This is a genomic window from Lactobacillus delbrueckii subsp. jakobsenii ZN7a-9 = DSM 26046 (genome assembly GCF_001888925.1).
Classification (GTDB): Bacteria; Bacillota; Bacilli; order Lactobacillales; family Lactobacillaceae; genus Lactobacillus; species Lactobacillus delbrueckii.
On sequence record NZ_CP018218.1, the window covers coordinates 1,227,729 to 1,241,921 of the forward strand.

At 51.6% G+C, this 14,193-nt stretch carries 11 protein-coding genes and 1 other RNA gene; 11 read left to right on the forward strand and 1 reads right to left on the reverse strand.

Going from position 1 to position 14,193, the window contains the following annotated elements; genetic code table 11:
* The first annotated feature begins 14 nt into the window (after positions 1-14).
* The 11 genes from rnpB to LJ046_RS06335 all read left to right on the forward strand — a co-directional run bounded on the left by rnpB (position 15) and on the right by LJ046_RS06335 (position 12,398).
* Positions 15-375: RNase P RNA component class B (gene rnpB, locus LJ046_RS06285), an RNA gene on the forward strand.
* A 127-nt stretch (positions 376-502) separates the two neighbouring features.
* Positions 503-1,627, forward strand: coding sequence for a THUMP domain-containing class I SAM-dependent RNA methyltransferase (locus tag LJ046_RS06290; RefSeq protein WP_002876856.1), 1,125 nt, complete (start codon positions 503-505; stop codon positions 1,625-1,627).
* 15 nt (positions 1,628-1,642) lie between these two features.
* Positions 1,643-2,869: a metallophosphoesterase gene (locus tag LJ046_RS06295; RefSeq protein WP_002876854.1), complete on the forward strand. Its 1,227-nt coding sequence runs from the start codon at positions 1,643-1,645 to the stop codon at positions 2,867-2,869.
* Between the two features lie 154 nt (positions 2,870-3,023).
* Positions 3,024-3,380 (forward strand): hypothetical protein, encoded by a 357-nt coding sequence (locus LJ046_RS06300; RefSeq protein ID WP_002876851.1) that lies wholly within the window; start codon positions 3,024-3,026, stop codon positions 3,378-3,380.
* On the forward strand, positions 3,373-5,052 hold the full coding sequence (locus tag LJ046_RS06305; protein WP_002876848.1) for a formate--tetrahydrofolate ligase: 1,680 nt from the start codon (positions 3,373-3,375) through the stop codon (positions 5,050-5,052). The genes LJ046_RS06300 and LJ046_RS06305 overlap by 8 nt, the downstream gene beginning before the upstream one ends.
* A gap of 11 nt (positions 5,053-5,063) precedes the next feature.
* Positions 5,064-5,516: a signal peptidase II gene (gene lspA, locus LJ046_RS06310; protein ID WP_002876847.1), complete on the forward strand. Its 453-nt coding sequence runs from the start codon at positions 5,064-5,066 to the stop codon at positions 5,514-5,516.
* A gap of 1 nt (position 5,517) precedes the next feature.
* A complete protein-coding gene (locus LJ046_RS06315; protein ID WP_002876845.1) occupies positions 5,518-6,432 on the forward strand; it encodes an RluA family pseudouridine synthase in 915 nt (304 codons plus the stop codon).
* A 1-nt stretch (position 6,433) separates the two neighbouring features.
* Entirely contained in the window at positions 6,434-7,489 is a 1,056-nt protein-coding gene (locus LJ046_RS06320; RefSeq protein ID WP_002876844.1) for a carbamoyl phosphate synthase small subunit, read from the forward strand.
* Positions 7,489-10,680 (forward strand): carbamoyl-phosphate synthase large subunit, encoded by a 3,192-nt coding sequence (locus LJ046_RS06325; RefSeq protein ID WP_002876843.1) that lies wholly within the window; start codon positions 7,489-7,491, stop codon positions 10,678-10,680. Before LJ046_RS06320 ends, LJ046_RS06325 begins: the two co-directional genes overlap by 1 nt.
* A gap of 93 nt (positions 10,681-10,773) precedes the next feature.
* The gene (locus LJ046_RS06330) at positions 10,774-11,055 is read left to right on the forward strand and encodes an ACT domain-containing protein (RefSeq protein WP_002876842.1); all 282 of its coding nucleotides are present in this window, start codon (positions 10,774-10,776) and stop codon (positions 11,053-11,055) included.
* A complete protein-coding gene (locus LJ046_RS06335; RefSeq protein ID WP_002876840.1) occupies positions 11,055-12,398 on the forward strand; it encodes a PFL family protein in 1,344 nt (447 codons plus the stop codon). Before LJ046_RS06330 ends, LJ046_RS06335 begins: the two co-directional genes overlap by 1 nt.
* A 66-nt stretch (positions 12,399-12,464) precedes the next feature.
* On the opposite strand, the gene LJ046_RS06340 is transcribed toward LJ046_RS06335, so the two are convergent.
* Entirely contained in the window at positions 12,465-14,156 is a 1,692-nt protein-coding gene (locus LJ046_RS06340; protein ID WP_002876831.1) for an Rqc2 family fibronectin-binding protein, read from the reverse strand.
* Between the last annotated feature and the right edge of the window lie 37 nt (positions 14,157-14,193).

Sequence of the window (14,193 nt, forward strand, 5' to 3'; positions counted from 1 at the left end):
ATAGCAATGTTGCAAGTTTTGAGCAGTCGCGGCCGGCCTTGAGCCGGCTGAGGAAAGTCCACGCACGCACGGGCTGCGATGCCCGTAGTGATCGTATTCAGCCCAATAAGCTGGAGGAGGCCCCAGGCCTCACGGCAGAGAAAGCGCTAAAGCCTAGCCATGCGTGAATATCTTGAAAGTGCCACAGTGACGGAGCAAGCCGGGAAACCGGCTTGGTGGAACGAGGTAAACCCTGCGAGCGTGTAACCCGAAATTTGGTAGGGGCGTCTCAACTTAGGTAAATGAACCAAAAGTTGGACTACATCATGTAGAGATAGATGGCTGCTGAAACCAGCCGCGGCCGGCGGTTGGTGGAACAGAACGTGGCTTATAGAAACTTGCAAGGCAGAGAGTTGGACTTCGTTTGAAGCCCAACTTTTTCTTTTTTTAGGAATAAGCCTGCAAATATAAAATCAGAACAGCAATTAGAATAAGGCTCAGAAGGAAAAGAACGGAGATAGCGATGGAAGAATACCAATTGTACACGACCATGGGGGCGGGTTTTGAAAGCGTCGTGGCCAAGGAACTGCAGTCCTTGGGCTATGAAACGACGACGGAAAACGGCAGGGTCTTTTTTAAAGGCGGCCAGAAAGACATCGTCAGATGCAATTTGTGGCTCAGAACAGCTGACCGGGTCAAGATCCTGTTAAAGGAATTTACGGCTAAAGATTTCTCAACCTTGTATGATGAAACTTACGCTTATGACTGGGCCATGCTTTTGCCAGTCGACGCGGCCTTCCCAGTCAAGGGGCGCAGTGTCCGCTCAAAGCTGCACTCTGAACCGGATGTGCAGTCCATTGTGAAAAAAGCCATCGTTGACAAGATGGCGGCCCAATACCACCGGCGGGGCAAGCTGCCGGAAAGCGGCAGCCTCTACCAGCTGGACGTGCACATTTACAAGGACACTGTCCGCCTGTCGCTGGACACGACCGGGGAAAGTCTTTTCAAGCGGGGCTACCGGATTGAGCACGGGGGAGCGCCTTTAAAGGAAAACTTCGCGGCATCTTTGATCAAGCTGACGCCATATGACGGGACCCATCCATTTATTGACCCGATGTGCGGGTCAGGGACCCTGCCAATTGAAGCAGCCTTGATTGCCCGCAATATTGCCCCGGGCACTTGGCGGAAGTTTGCCTTTGACGACTTTGACTGGTTTGACCCGCGCCTGCACGAAGAGCTGCTGAAAGAAGCCAAGAGCCAGGTTAAGCCAGCTGAAGCGCCAATTTGGGCCAGCGATATCGACCAGTCGATTCTGGAAGTAGCCAAGCTGAATGCCCACAATGCCGGGGTCTTGCAGGACATCCGCTTTAAGCAGGTCGCGGTCAAGGACTTTAGCACCGATCTGGAAAACGGGGTCATCGTTTCCAACCCGCCATACGGCAAGCGTTTGAAAGACAAGCAAGGGGCAGAAGAGCTTTACCGGCAGATGGGGGAAGTCTTGCGGCCGCTGACTTCTTTCAGCCAGTACTACTTGACGGCGGACCCGGATTTTGAAAAGTGCTTCGGGCAAAAGGCCAGCAAGAAGCGCAAGCTCTACAATGGTAACCTCCGGGCTGACTACTACCAGTTCTGGGCCAAGCGCAAGTAAAGAAGAGATATGCTGATGAAGGCGATTACGGATAGTGAACGGCCAGACTTCTGGCTGATCTCAGATCCCCACTTAATTGCCGATGACCTGCATGACTTTGGCGCCAGGTTTAAAAAGATGCGGCAAACCAGCGCTGGCAAGGACATTGCCTACCAGGACCTGGCTCTCAGGGCTTTTGTCAGAAAAGTTGTCAGGGCCAAGCCGGCAGCCTTGATCATTACCGGGGACTTGACCTTTAATGGAGCCAGGCGGTCAGCTGAAAGGCTGGGGGAGATTTTTGCTCCCTTAAAAGAAGCGGGGATTGCCTTGCTGGTTATTCCGGGCAACCATGACATTTATGACGGCTGGGCCAGAAGTTTTAGTGGCAGTGAGGAAAGACGGGTTGCGCAAATCTCACCGGCTGACTGGAAGGAAATTTTTTCCGCCAGCTATGACTTAGCCGCAAGCCAGGAGCCAGGCTCTTTATCATATTCAGTCAACTTGAACCCGCACTGGCGGCTGCTTTTGCTGGACTCCAACCTGTACAGCAGTAAGTTTTCCTACACCCATCCTATGACCAGCGGGGCCATCGATGATGGGGAAAGGCGGTGGCTGAGCCAGGAATTGGTTGAGGCCAAAAGACTGGGACAAGACGTCCTCTTTTTCATGCACCATAACCTCTACAGTCATAATTCAGTGGTTCATGACGGCTTTAAACTGAATAATGCCGGTGAAATTGTCCAGCTGCTCAGTCAGTACCCGGTCCGCTGCGCTTTTTCCGGCCATATCCATGCCCAGCACATCATGTCCGGCTGGGTTCCGGTTCCCGAGGTTGTTTCATCCTGCTTCGCGGAAAGCGACCAGGGCTATGGGATAGTTGAGCTGACTGCTAATTCCCTCAGCTACCGGCGCCACGCTTTTGACATTGACAATTTTTTAACGGCTGAAGAGAAAAAGCTGCCGCCTTTTGCGGATTTTCACGCTTATCTGAAGGAAGTTTTTGACCAGAGCAATAACCTGCTTCTGCGCCAGCACCTGCTCAAGGGAGCAGCAAAGGACCTGCCGGAAGCCGCGGAAATGCTCAAAAAGATGCACTGGGACTTTTTCACCGGGCAAAGCTATAAGAGTGAAGCCGAGATCGCGGCAATTTATGAATCAATCGCCTACCGAACTTTGTTGGCAGCCATGCCCAGCATGAAAAGTTATATCAGCTCCCTTTACGAGAGCACCCAGTCAAGTCAAAAGTTAGATTTGACCTGGTGAAAAGCCGATTATTTTTTAAGTTTCTTTGCTTAAAGTCCTAACTATAACTTGATTACCGAATATTAAAAACAATATTTAAAAATATTTTTCGTATTTTTCGGTATTTTCCTGCTTTTTTGCTATAATCTAGATATCTAGTGACAAGGAGTTTTTCATGAAAAAACATTTGATCTTTTTAGGAGACCTTGGCGTCATTTATTACAGCTGGCTCTTGCTGGTGCTTTTCCTGACTGTGATCTTCTGTCTGGAGGGCAACCAGTTCATCAACCTGCCGACTGTGATAACGGGCATCATCTTCCTGCTTCTGCTTGTTTTTACATGGAAAAAGTCCTACATTTCTTTTGACGGTCAGACGCGCTTGCGTTTGCCTTACCGGAAGGAGTTCGTCCTGGAGGAAAAACCAGAATTGGTGACTAGTTGGCGTGGCTTTGAGGTCTACCGGGTGCGGGTTTCCAGGCAGCAAAGCACTGATTATCTTGTTTTTAAGAGAAAGCGTGACAGAAATGGTTAAATCAGATATCGAAATTGCGCAAGCAGCAGAAGAATTGCCTATTACTGACGTTGCGGCCAAGCTGGGCTTGACCAGCCAAGACCTTGAACCATACGGCTACGACAAGGCCAAGGTCAACTGGCAGGCAATCAAGCGTAGTGAAGAAAACGGCCACCTGGGCAAGCTGATCTTGGTGACTTCAATTTCACCAACTCCAGCCGGGGAAGGCAAGTCCACGATGACGATCGGGATCGGGGATGCCATCAACAACCAATTAGGCAAGAAGACGGTGATTGCCTTAAGAGAACCATCCATGGGACCAGTCTTCGGGATGAAGGGCGGGGCTGCCGGCGGCGGCTATGCCCAAGTCATTCCAATGGAAGACATCAACCTCCACTTTACCGGAGACATGCACGCCTTGACCTCAGCCATCGACAACCTGTCAGCCCTGGTTGACAACTACATCTACCAAGGCAACGAACTGGGCCTGGACCCGGAAAAGATCGTCATTAAGCGCGGCCTGGACGTTAACGACCGGACCTTGCGAAAGATAACGATTGGCCAAGGATCCAAGTTCAACGGGGTTGAACGCCCGGCCAGCTTCCAGTTGACTGTGGGTCACGAACTCATGGCTATTCTCTGCCTGTCCAAGGACATTGCTGACTTAAAGGAAAGAGTCGGCAAGGTTCTGGTCGGCTACACTTACGAGGATGAACCAGTCTTTGTCAAGGACCTGGGCTTCCAAGGCGCCATCGCTGCCCTTTTGTCAACGGCCCTGAAGCCAAACCTGGTTCAAACTTTGGAACACACTCCAGCCTTCGTACACGGCGGACCTTTCGCCAACATTGCCCACGGCAACAACTCCATCCTGTCAACCAACCTGGCTCTGCACCTCGGCGACTACGTTTTAAGTGAAGCCGGCTTTGGTTCAGACCTTGGCGGGCAAAAGTTCCTGGACTTCGTTTCCACCAAGCTGGAAAAGAAGCCAGATGCCGCCGTTGTTGTTGCGACTGTCCGGGCCTTGAAGTACCAGGCTGAAAAGTCAACTGACCATTTGAAGGAAGAAAACCTGGACTCATTAAAGGAAGGTTTTGCTAACCTGGACCGGCACATGAACAATGTCCGTTCATACAATATTCCAGTTTTGGTGGTTATCAACAAGTTCCCAACTGACACTGAAGCAGAGCTTGACCTGCTCAAGTCATTGATTGAAGAACAAGGCTTCCCATGCGAAATCGTGACTGCCCATGATGAAGGCTCCAAGGGGGCTAAGGCAGCAGCTGAAAAGATCGTTGAACTGGCCGACAAGAGCGACTACGAAATCAAGCGCAGCTACGACCTGGATGACGACCTGGAAACCAAGATTGAAAAGGTAGCCAAGCGGATCTACCACGCGTCTGACGTGGAATACACGGACAAGGCCAAGGACCAGCTTGTAAAATTGAAGAAGATGGGCAAGGACAAGCTGCCAGTCATCATTGCCAAGACCCAGTACAGCTTTACTGACAATGTCAAGGAATTGGGAGCTCCTACCGGCTTTACTTTGCATGTCAAGGGCTTGAGCCTCCGCAACGGGGCCGGCTTCGTGGTAGTTTCAACTGGCCACATTCTGGACATGCCAGGCCTGCCAAAGCACCCGGCCGCCTTGGATATTGATGTGGACGAAACCGGCAAGATCAGCGGTTTGTTCTAGAAAAGAGGATTATGCAGATAGTTGGATTAGTGATCGCTGCCTTGATCGCGGCAGCTGATCAAGCTTTGAAGTATTATATTGTCACAAATTACCGTTTGGGCGAAGTCCACGACGTGATGCCGGGGCTGTTCTCCTTTACCTATATTCAGAATAACGGGGCGGCCTGGAATATCTTGTCCGGCAAAATGTGGTTCTTTTACGTAGTCAGCTCTGTTGCCATTGCCGTAGTGCTTTACTACTACTTCAATAAGAAGTACAGCCACTGGATGTTCAAGTCGGGCCTGGTTCTGGTTTTGGGCGGGATCATCGGCAACTTGATTGACCGCCTGCATTTGAAGTATGTCATCGACATGATTCAGCTGGACTTTGTGCAGTTCAATATCTTCAACCTGGCTGATGCTGCCATTACCGTTGGCGTGATTCTGATCTTCAGCTATCTGTTATTCATTGAAAGGGAGGACTAGGATGAACCGTGAGTATGAACTGACCGCGGAAGAAAGCGGCCAGCGGCTGGACAAGTATCTGGCAGGGGAAATGACTGACCTGTCCAGAAGCCGGATCAAGGAATTGGTCCAAGCCGGGGAAGTCCTGGTCAATGGCAAAAAGAGCAAAGTTTCATATAAAGTGCAGAAAGGTGACCTGATCCAGGTCACCGTTTTGCCGCTAGAGCCATTAAAGCTGGAAGCGGAAAATATTCCACTGGACATTGTCTATGAAGACGAAGACATCATCGTGGTCAACAAGCCGCAGGGGATGGTGGTCCACCCGGCCGCCGGCCACCCCAGCCACACTCTGGTTAACGCCTTGCTCTACCACACCAGGGATCTGGCCGACAGTCCGGAAGGCTTCAGACCCGGGATCGTTCACCGGATCGACAAGGACACCTCGGGCCTCTTGATGGTGGCGAAAAACGCGGCTGCCCGGGAATCACTGGAAAAGCAGCTGGCCGCCAAATCCAACAAGCGCCAGTACCTGGCCATCGTCCATGGCAATTTTGCGGAAGAAGAAGGGATAATTGACGCCCCGATCGGCCGCAATCCCAAGGACCGCAAGCAAATGGCGGTGGTGGAAAAGGGCAAGAGCGCGGTAACCCACTTTAAGGTCCTGGAGCAATACCAGGGCTACAGCTTGGTTGAGTGCCAGCTGGAAACCGGCCGGACCCACCAGATCCGGGTCCATATGGCTTATATCGGCCACCCTTTAGCAGGCGACCCCTTGTATGGACCGAGAAAGACCCTGCCCGGCCATGGCCAGTTCCTGCATGCCAAGACCCTGGGCTTTGAGCAGCCATCAACAGGTGAGTGGCTGGAGTTCTCCGCCGAGCCGCCGGAAATTTTCCAGCAGACGGTTGCAGACTTGCGAAAGAAGCGGGTGAAATAGGATGAAACGCTACCTTATTCTTGAAGATGGCAGCTCTTATGCCGGTGACGGCATCGGGGCCATGATCACCGCCACGGGCGAATTGGCCATCCAGACCAGCAATTACGGCTATCAAGAGGTTTTAACTGATCCGTCAAACGCGGGCAAGATTATCGTCTTTACTACTCCGATGATCGGCAGCAACGGGATCAACGCGGTTGACTACGAAAGCATCCAGCCCAGTGTCCGCGGCGTTATTGCCAACGACATTGCCTTGAACATTACCGACAATGACACCTTCCAGTCTTTGGGCGACTTTTTGCAGGAAAAAAAGGTGCCGGCAATTTTTAACGTTGATACTCGGGCACTGGTCAGAAAACTGCAGAATCTGGGCCCTTTAAAGGCCTCGATCATGGATACCAATGATGAACACGCCTTTGACCAGATCAGAGCCCTGGTTTTACCGAAAAACAAGAGCTCCTTGGTTTCCACCAAGAACGCCTATGCTGCTCCTAACGTCGGCAAGACGATTGCCATTATCGACCTGGGCCTCAAGCACTCCATGCTGCGGGAACTGTCATTAAGACAGGTCAATGCCAATGTTCTGCCATATAACGCGACTGTCCGCGATATCAAGACCCTGCGGCCAGACGGGATTATTATCTCTAACGGCCCCAGCCAGGCCAAAGAGGTTTTGCCATACTTGCGGCAGATTTTGGATGAATATCTGGGCAAGCTGCCGATCCTGGGGGTCGGCCTGGGCTTTTTGGCGATTTCAGCCTACCTGGACCTCAGCCTGGTTGACCTGCCCCAGTACCAGAACGGGACCAATTTCCCGGTGATCGGGCAGAGCAGCGGACAGATCTGGCAGACGGCCATGAATATTGCCCAGCTGGTTTTGCCGGATGACACGGCCATGACCTTTAATGAAGAGTATTTCGACCTGCACAATGAGCTTTTAGCCGGCTTCAGCAATGATAAGCTGCAGCTGCTGGCGGTGGCCTTCAACCCGGAAGGAGCCCCGGGGACGGAAGATGCCCAGGTGATTTTTGACGACTTTTTGAAACTGGTGAAATAATGCCACGCGAAAATGATTTAAACAAAATCTTGATTATTGGTGCCGGCTCAGCCCTGGTGGGCAATGTGGCCAATACGGACCTCTTGACCAAGAGCGCCATCGAGGCCCTCTTAGAAGAGAATATTCAGGTGGTCCTGGTCAACCCCAATCCAGCCAGCGTCTCAACCGACCCCTTACCGGGCTTGACCGTGTACCTGGAACCGATGACCTTGGACTTCTTGAAGCGGATCCTCCGGATGGAAGAACCTGATGCGATCATGACGGCTTTTGGTTCCTTGATGGCCCTGGACGTGACCAAGAAGCTGCAGGCTGACGGAATCCTCCACCAGATGGGGATCAAGCTGCTAACGATCAATGAGAGGGCCATTTCCATGTCCAACCCGCAAAAGCGGACCCGTTTCTTGGAAGCCAATCATCTGCCAGTCGGGCAGACCTGGTTTTTAGACAGCCTGGGTTTAAAATACGACGAGCACCTGCAAGAGCAGCTGGAAAACAAGCTCTCTTTCCCGATTCTTTTGATCAAAAAGTACTACTTTGAGCGCGATGACCACATCTCCTTTAAGAGTAGCCGGGATTTAGCACAGTACCTGCGCCAGGAGAGCCAGGACCGGGACTTCCGCCCGGCCAGCTACCGGATGACGGAAGACTTGTCTAATTGTGAAGAGGTCATCTTGGACCTGCTCCGTGATGAAGACGGCAACCTCTGTTTTGTCGGAGCGACTGGGTCTTTGGAACCGGTCGGGATTGACTCAGGCGACTCAGTCTTGATTAAGCCGCTTTTGACCATGAACAATGACCAAATTCAAGTCCTGCGGGCAGAAGCTGGCAAGATAGCAGACAAATTGCAGCTGGTCGGCTTTTTAAGCGTCCACTTCGCCATCAGCCACCGGGGTACGGAAATGGTCTACAAGCTCTTGGCCGTTAAGCCACGCTTGACCAGAACCGCCGTCTTGGACCAAAAGACCAGCCTGTATTCAATCGGCTATGTTTTAGCCAAGCTGGCGATCGGGCTGCGGCTGAATGAAGTCACTGACCCGGCCACTGGCCTGTGTGCGGCCATTGAACCGGTCTCTGACACCGTCAGCATCAAGATCCCTTACTGGTCCTTTGCCAAGACTGGCTACAACCACTACCAGCTGGGCAAGCACACCCAGTCAACCGGGGAAGCGGTCGGGATCGGGCGGAATTTTGAAAGTGCCTTTTTCAAGGCCTTGATTTCCAGCAATGATCTGGAAGTCTTGTGGTCAGCTTTTATCAAGGAAAGGGGCAAGAGCGATGAGGTGATCCTGGATGATCTTCTCCACCCTAACGAAATGCACCTGGTCCAGCTGCTGGCTGCCCTTAGCCAGGGTATCGACTACCGGTCCATAAGCAGCGTCTTGAATATTCATCCGGTCTATTACCAGAAGCTGCGCTACCTGGTCAAGATTGGCAGGGACATTGCCCATGCGGGTGAATTAGACCATGACCTCCTTTTAAAGGCCAAGATCCGGGGCTTCTCCAGCGACCTTTTGGCCAAATTGACTAAGACGGACGTCCATGACATATTTCCTTTGCTGAATGAAAAAGACGTCCGGCCATCATTCTCAGCGATTGATGACAGCGCCGGGGTCTACCAGCCCAAAGTCAAGGTCTACTACCAGAGCTACGGGGTGGAAAGCGAATTGGAATTTTCCAAGGATCCGGAGAAGAAAAAGGTTCTTTTGCTGGGGATGCCGCCCTTCCAGGTGTCAGTAACCAGTGAATTTGACTACATGCTCTACCATGCCCTGGCGGCCTTGAAAAAAGAGGGCTATGAGACGGTCCTTTTGTCCAACAACGCGGAATCTGCCTCGATGGACTACCACTTGGCTGACCGGGTCTATTTTGAATCGATCAACCTGGACAGCATCATCACCATCTGCGAAGAAGAAGGGATCACGGACGTGGTCACCCAGTTCTCCGGCAAGCAGGTTTCCGCCTTGCGCCTGCCTTTGGTGAACCACGGTTTGAAGATTTTTGGCCAGCACGAGATCGACCGCCTTTTGCCGATCAGCCACTTAGACACGGCCAAGATTTCTGAGGTCAAACGGGTGCCATATTTGGCAACGACCGACTACCAGGCAGTTTTAGCCTTTGTGGCCCGTGTGGGCTATCCGGTCTTGGTCGGGGGCTATCACCAAAAGAGCAAGCAAAAGTCAGCCGTGGTCTATGACCAGCCGGCCCTGGAGAAATACTTTCGGGAAAACCAGGTTGATGATTATACGATTTCCCAGTTTATCTCGGGGATGAAGTATGAGATTACGGCGATCACGGATGGGGAAGACGTGACTATCCCGGGGATCGTGGAGCACTTGGAGCAGTCCGGGTCCCACGCCTCAGACTCCATCGCGGTTTTTGGCCCCCAGTATTTAAGCAAGGAGCAAGCGGAAAAGCTGCGGGTAGAAACAATCAAGCTGATCCGTAGCTTCAAGATCAGAGGGATTTTCAACCTGCACTTTTTGCTCAAGGGCAGGGAAATCTACCTGCTTCAGATCAAGACTTATGCCGGTCATAATCTGGCCTTCTTGTCCAAGTCCATGAACAAGGACCTGGTTGAATACGCGGTTAAGGTCTTAGCGGGCAGAAAGATTGCTGATTTAGGCTACCCGAACGAGGTCTGGCCGGTTGACGAGTTCATCCACGTGAAGATGCCAGTCTTCTCCTACCTCAATTACAGTTCAGACAATACTTTTGACTCCAGGATGAAGTCCTCTGATGCCGTGATGGGCAGAGACAGCCGCCTGGCCAAGGCCCTTTACAAGGGCTATGAAGCCAGCGACCTGCATATACCAAGTTATGGGACGATTTTCTTCTCAGTCAGCGATGAGGAAAAGCAGGAAGTAGCCAACCTGGCCAAGCGCTTTGCCCGCCTGGGCTTCAAGATCACGGCCACGGAAGGGACGGCCAATATTCTGGCTGAGGCGGGGATTACGACCGGGGTTATCGCCAAGATCCAGGATGGGTCTAGAAACCTTTTGGAAAGAATCCAGACCCACCGGATCGTGATGGTTGTTAATGTCGTCAACCTGTCGGACTCGGCGGTCGAAGACTCGATCAAGATCAAGGACCAGGCCCTGAATACCCATATTCCGGTTTTCTCCAGCCTGGAAACAGTCCAGTTGATCCTAGATGTTCTGGAATCGCTGGCCTTGACTACCCAGCCAATTTAAAAGATGCTATTCTAAAACAGAACTTTTTAATCCAAATTATATTTATTTCTTATCCTGATCAGGATATAAGCTTCGCAAGCAGGAGAGCAAGCAATGAGAGCAATTTTGACAACTGTCGGCCAAGACAAGACCGGGATTATTGCCGGCGTAAGCAGCTTTTTAGCTGAAAAAGACATTAACATTCTGGACCTGTCCCAGACGATCATGAACGGCTACTTCACGATGATGATGGTCGTTGATGTCAGCGATGAGGCAGATTTCTCCGCCTTGAGCACGGAATTGAAGGAACTGGGTAAGAAACTGGGCGTGGAAATCAACATCCGGAATGAAAAGATGTACGCGGCCATGCATGAACTGGGCGGAGGTCTGGAATAATGGACTTGCGGCGGATTATGGAAACGGTCAATATGATCGACAACGAGAACCTGGACTTGCGGACGACGACCATGGGGATCTCACTTTTAGACTGTATTGACTCAGACAGTGACCGGGCCTGCCAGAAGATCTACGACAAGATCACGACTAAGGCGGAAAACCTGGTCAAGGTAGCTAGAGAACTGGAAACTGAATACGGGATTCCGATTGCCAACAAGCGGATTACTGTAACCCCGATTTCTTTGATCGCGGCAGCTTCAGGGGACAGCGACTACGTTAAGTACGCGGTTACCTTGGACAAGGCAGCCAAAGCAGTCGGCGTGGACCTGATCGGTGGCTTCTCAGCTTTGGTGCACAAGGGCTACCAAAACGGCGACCGGGTCTTGATCAAGTCAATTCCCCAAGCTTTAAAGGAAACTGAAAGAGTCTGCTCCAGTGTCAATGTCGGCTCAACCAGAAGCGGGATCAACATGGATGCCGTCAAGGAAATGGGCCAGATCGTCATTGAGAACGAAAAGATCAACCCGCTGAACAACGGCAACCTGGTCATCTTCTGCAATGCGGTTGAAGACAACCCGTTTATGGCCGGGGGCTTCCATGGGGTCGGCGAAAGCGATGTGGCTTTGAATGTCGGCGTATCCGGCCCTGGCGTGGTTAAGACGGCCCTGGAAAAGGTTAAGGGCGAATCTATGGACGTGGTTGCTGAGACCATCAAACAGACGGCCTTCAAGGTTACCAGAATGGGCCAATTGGTGGGCCAGGAAGCTTCTAAGCGCCTGGGCGTCGACTTTGGGATCGTGGACTTGTCTTTGGCGCCAACTCCTGCCCAAGGCGACTCGGTAGCCAATATTTTGGAAGAAATCGGCCTGGAAAGCGTGGGGACCCACGGGACCACGGCCGCTTTAGCCATGTTAAACGATGCTGTCAAGAAGGGCGGCATTATGGCCTGCAGCCATGTCGGCGGTCTGTCTGGTGCCTTCATTCCTGAATCAGAAGATGCCGGGATGATCGCGGCAGCTGAAAAGGGGATTTTGACGGTCGACAAATTGGAAGCCATGACCGCTGTTTGCTCAGTTGGTCTGGACATGATTGCCGTACCAGGCGACACGCCAGCTGAAACCATCAGTGCCATGATTGCTGACGAAGCGGCGATCGGGATGATTAACAACAAGACCACGGCTGTCCGGGTTATTCCAGTACCGGGCAAGGACGTGGGCGACTCAATTGAATTTGGCGGCCTCTTCGGCTATGCCCCGATTATGCCTGTTCACAAGGAATCAAGCGCGGCGATGATCAACCGCGGCGGCCGGATTCCAGCCCCAGTGCACAGCTTTAAGAACTAATTTTTTAGAATATATAGAAAAAGAACCGTACTACCATTTTGGGATAATACGGTTCTTTTTTCCATCTTAGTCAATCCGCTTAGCTAAAATCTCGTCAGCTTCCGGGGTAACTTCAATGGACTTCTGCCCGGTGTAGATGACGAAGCCAGGCTTGGCCCCGTTAGGTTTCTTGATCCGCTTGACCTGGATATAGTCAACCGGCACGTGGGCGGAATTTTTGGCCTTGGAGAAGTAGGCAGCGATCTCCGCGCTTTCCTGGATGTCGCTGTCACTTGGCTGGCTGTCAGTCAAGATAACGTGGGAGCCGGGGATGTTCTTGACGTGGAACCAGTAGTGGTTCTTGTCGGCCTTTTTCAGGGTCAGCCAGTCGTTTTGCAGGTTGTTCTTGCCGACTAAAACAGTTTTGCCGGAGCTGAGCTTGAACTTGTTTAGGCTCTTTTCGGTCAGCTTCGGCTTCCGGCGCTTCTTTTGTTCAGCTCTAAGGTAACCTTGGTTGATTAGCTCTTCCTTGATGGCTTCGACGTCTTCTGGGTCAGCGTTGTCGATTTCCGTTTGAACGGAATCAAGGTAGCGGAGGTTTTCTTCCGTGATCTCAATCTGTTCGGTCACGTGTTTGATGGAATCCCGCATCTTTTTGTAGCGCTTGAAGTATTTCTGGGCATTGCGCTGAGGGGAGAGGGCAGGGTCAAGTTTGATGGTCATGGGCTGGTTGCCTTCATAGTAGTTAGGCAGGTCGATTTTTTCCATGCCGGGCTTAACCTGGCTTAAGTAGGCGGTTAAAAGTTCCCCGGAGACTCTGAGATTTTCGGAGTTTTCAGCACTGTCCAGCTGCTTTTCCAGCTTCTTCAGCTTCTTTTGGAGCTTTTTGGTCTCATTAGTGACGACCCGGGTCACCTGCTGGGACCGCTGCTTGACCCAGTCCCGGTTGGCCTGGTAGGCGTAAAACTCGTCTAAGGCTTCATTTAAGTTAGTGGAGGAGCTTTCCTTGGTCATCTCCAAATGATATGGCAGGTAAGGGTAGATCCGCCGCTTGTGCTTTGGCGTCACGAGAACGTAGGCCTTAGGGGAGGAGAACTGGTTGTAGAAGGTCTTCAGAGAAGAGAAGGAGTAGTCGTCTTCCAAGTAGCCGGTCAGTTCTTGCCGGTCATCGCCATCTAGACCGTCCATTTGCTTGGCCAGGTCAGCTGGGGTTGGGTATTCTTTTTTCAAAGAAGAAAATTCTGATTCCGTTAAAGTAAAGCCGTTGATGCCGGGAGTCAGCGGGGGCAGTTCGTACTTGGCTTTAGGCAAGAGGAGGCGGGCCCGGTTTTCGTCAGGGTTGATCCGCTTTAGCAAGTCGATGATCTTGCCGCTTTGCTTGTCATAGAGGATGACGTTGCTGTGCCGGCCCATCAGTTCAACGGAGAGGATTAGCTGTATTTCGTCACCGAGTTCGTTACGGTTGCTGAAGGAGAAGTTGACGATCCGGCTAAGGCCAACCTGGCTGATTTCCTGGAGGACTGACCCTTCCAGGTATTTACGCAGGACCATGACGAAGAGAGGAGCCACGTTAGGGTTGGAGAAGGACTCCTTGCTCAGGTAGAGGCGGGGATATTCAGGATTAGCAGAAATTAAAAGCTGCTTGTTTTTGCGGTCCTTCCTGAAGACCAGGACCAGGTCGTTGTTAAAAGGCTGGTAGATCTTGTGTAAGCGGCCAGCAGTAATCTCATCTTGTAATTCATTAAGCAGGCTATGAATAAATAAACCGTCAAAAGCCATTGAGCACACCTCATTCGTAAATTGAAAATTGTTTAGT

Bases quoted from the DNA above. Each gene is read 5' to 3' on its own strand.
- LJ046_RS06335 (WP_002876840.1), top strand. From the start codon at position 11,055: ATGGACTTGCGGCGGATTATGGAAACGGTCAATATGATCGACAACGAG.
- LJ046_RS06315 (WP_002876845.1), top strand. From the start codon at position 5,518: ATGAACCGTGAGTATGAACTGACCGCGGAAGAAAGCGGCCAGCGGCTG.
- LJ046_RS06290 (WP_002876856.1), top strand. From the start codon at position 503: ATGGAAGAATACCAATTGTACACGACCATGGGGGCGGGTTTTGAAAGC.
- LJ046_RS06330 (WP_002876842.1), top strand. From the start codon at position 10,774: ATGAGAGCAATTTTGACAACTGTCGGCCAAGACAAGACCGGGATTATT.
- LJ046_RS06325 (WP_002876843.1), top strand. From the start codon at position 7,489: ATGCCACGCGAAAATGATTTAAACAAAATCTTGATTATTGGTGCCGGC.
- LJ046_RS06295 (WP_002876854.1), top strand. From the start codon at position 1,643: ATGAAGGCGATTACGGATAGTGAACGGCCAGACTTCTGGCTGATCTCA.
- LJ046_RS06320 (WP_002876844.1), top strand. From the start codon at position 6,434: ATGAAACGCTACCTTATTCTTGAAGATGGCAGCTCTTATGCCGGTGAC.
- LJ046_RS06300 (WP_002876851.1), top strand. From the start codon at position 3,024: ATGAAAAAACATTTGATCTTTTTAGGAGACCTTGGCGTCATTTATTAC.
- LJ046_RS06340 (WP_002876831.1), bottom strand. From the start codon at position 14,156: ATGGCTTTTGACGGTTTATTTATTCATAGCCTGCTTAATGAATTACAA.
- lspA (WP_002876847.1), top strand. From the start codon at position 5,064: ATGCAGATAGTTGGATTAGTGATCGCTGCCTTGATCGCGGCAGCTGAT.
- LJ046_RS06305 (WP_002876848.1), top strand. From the start codon at position 3,373: ATGGTTAAATCAGATATCGAAATTGCGCAAGCAGCAGAAGAATTGCCT.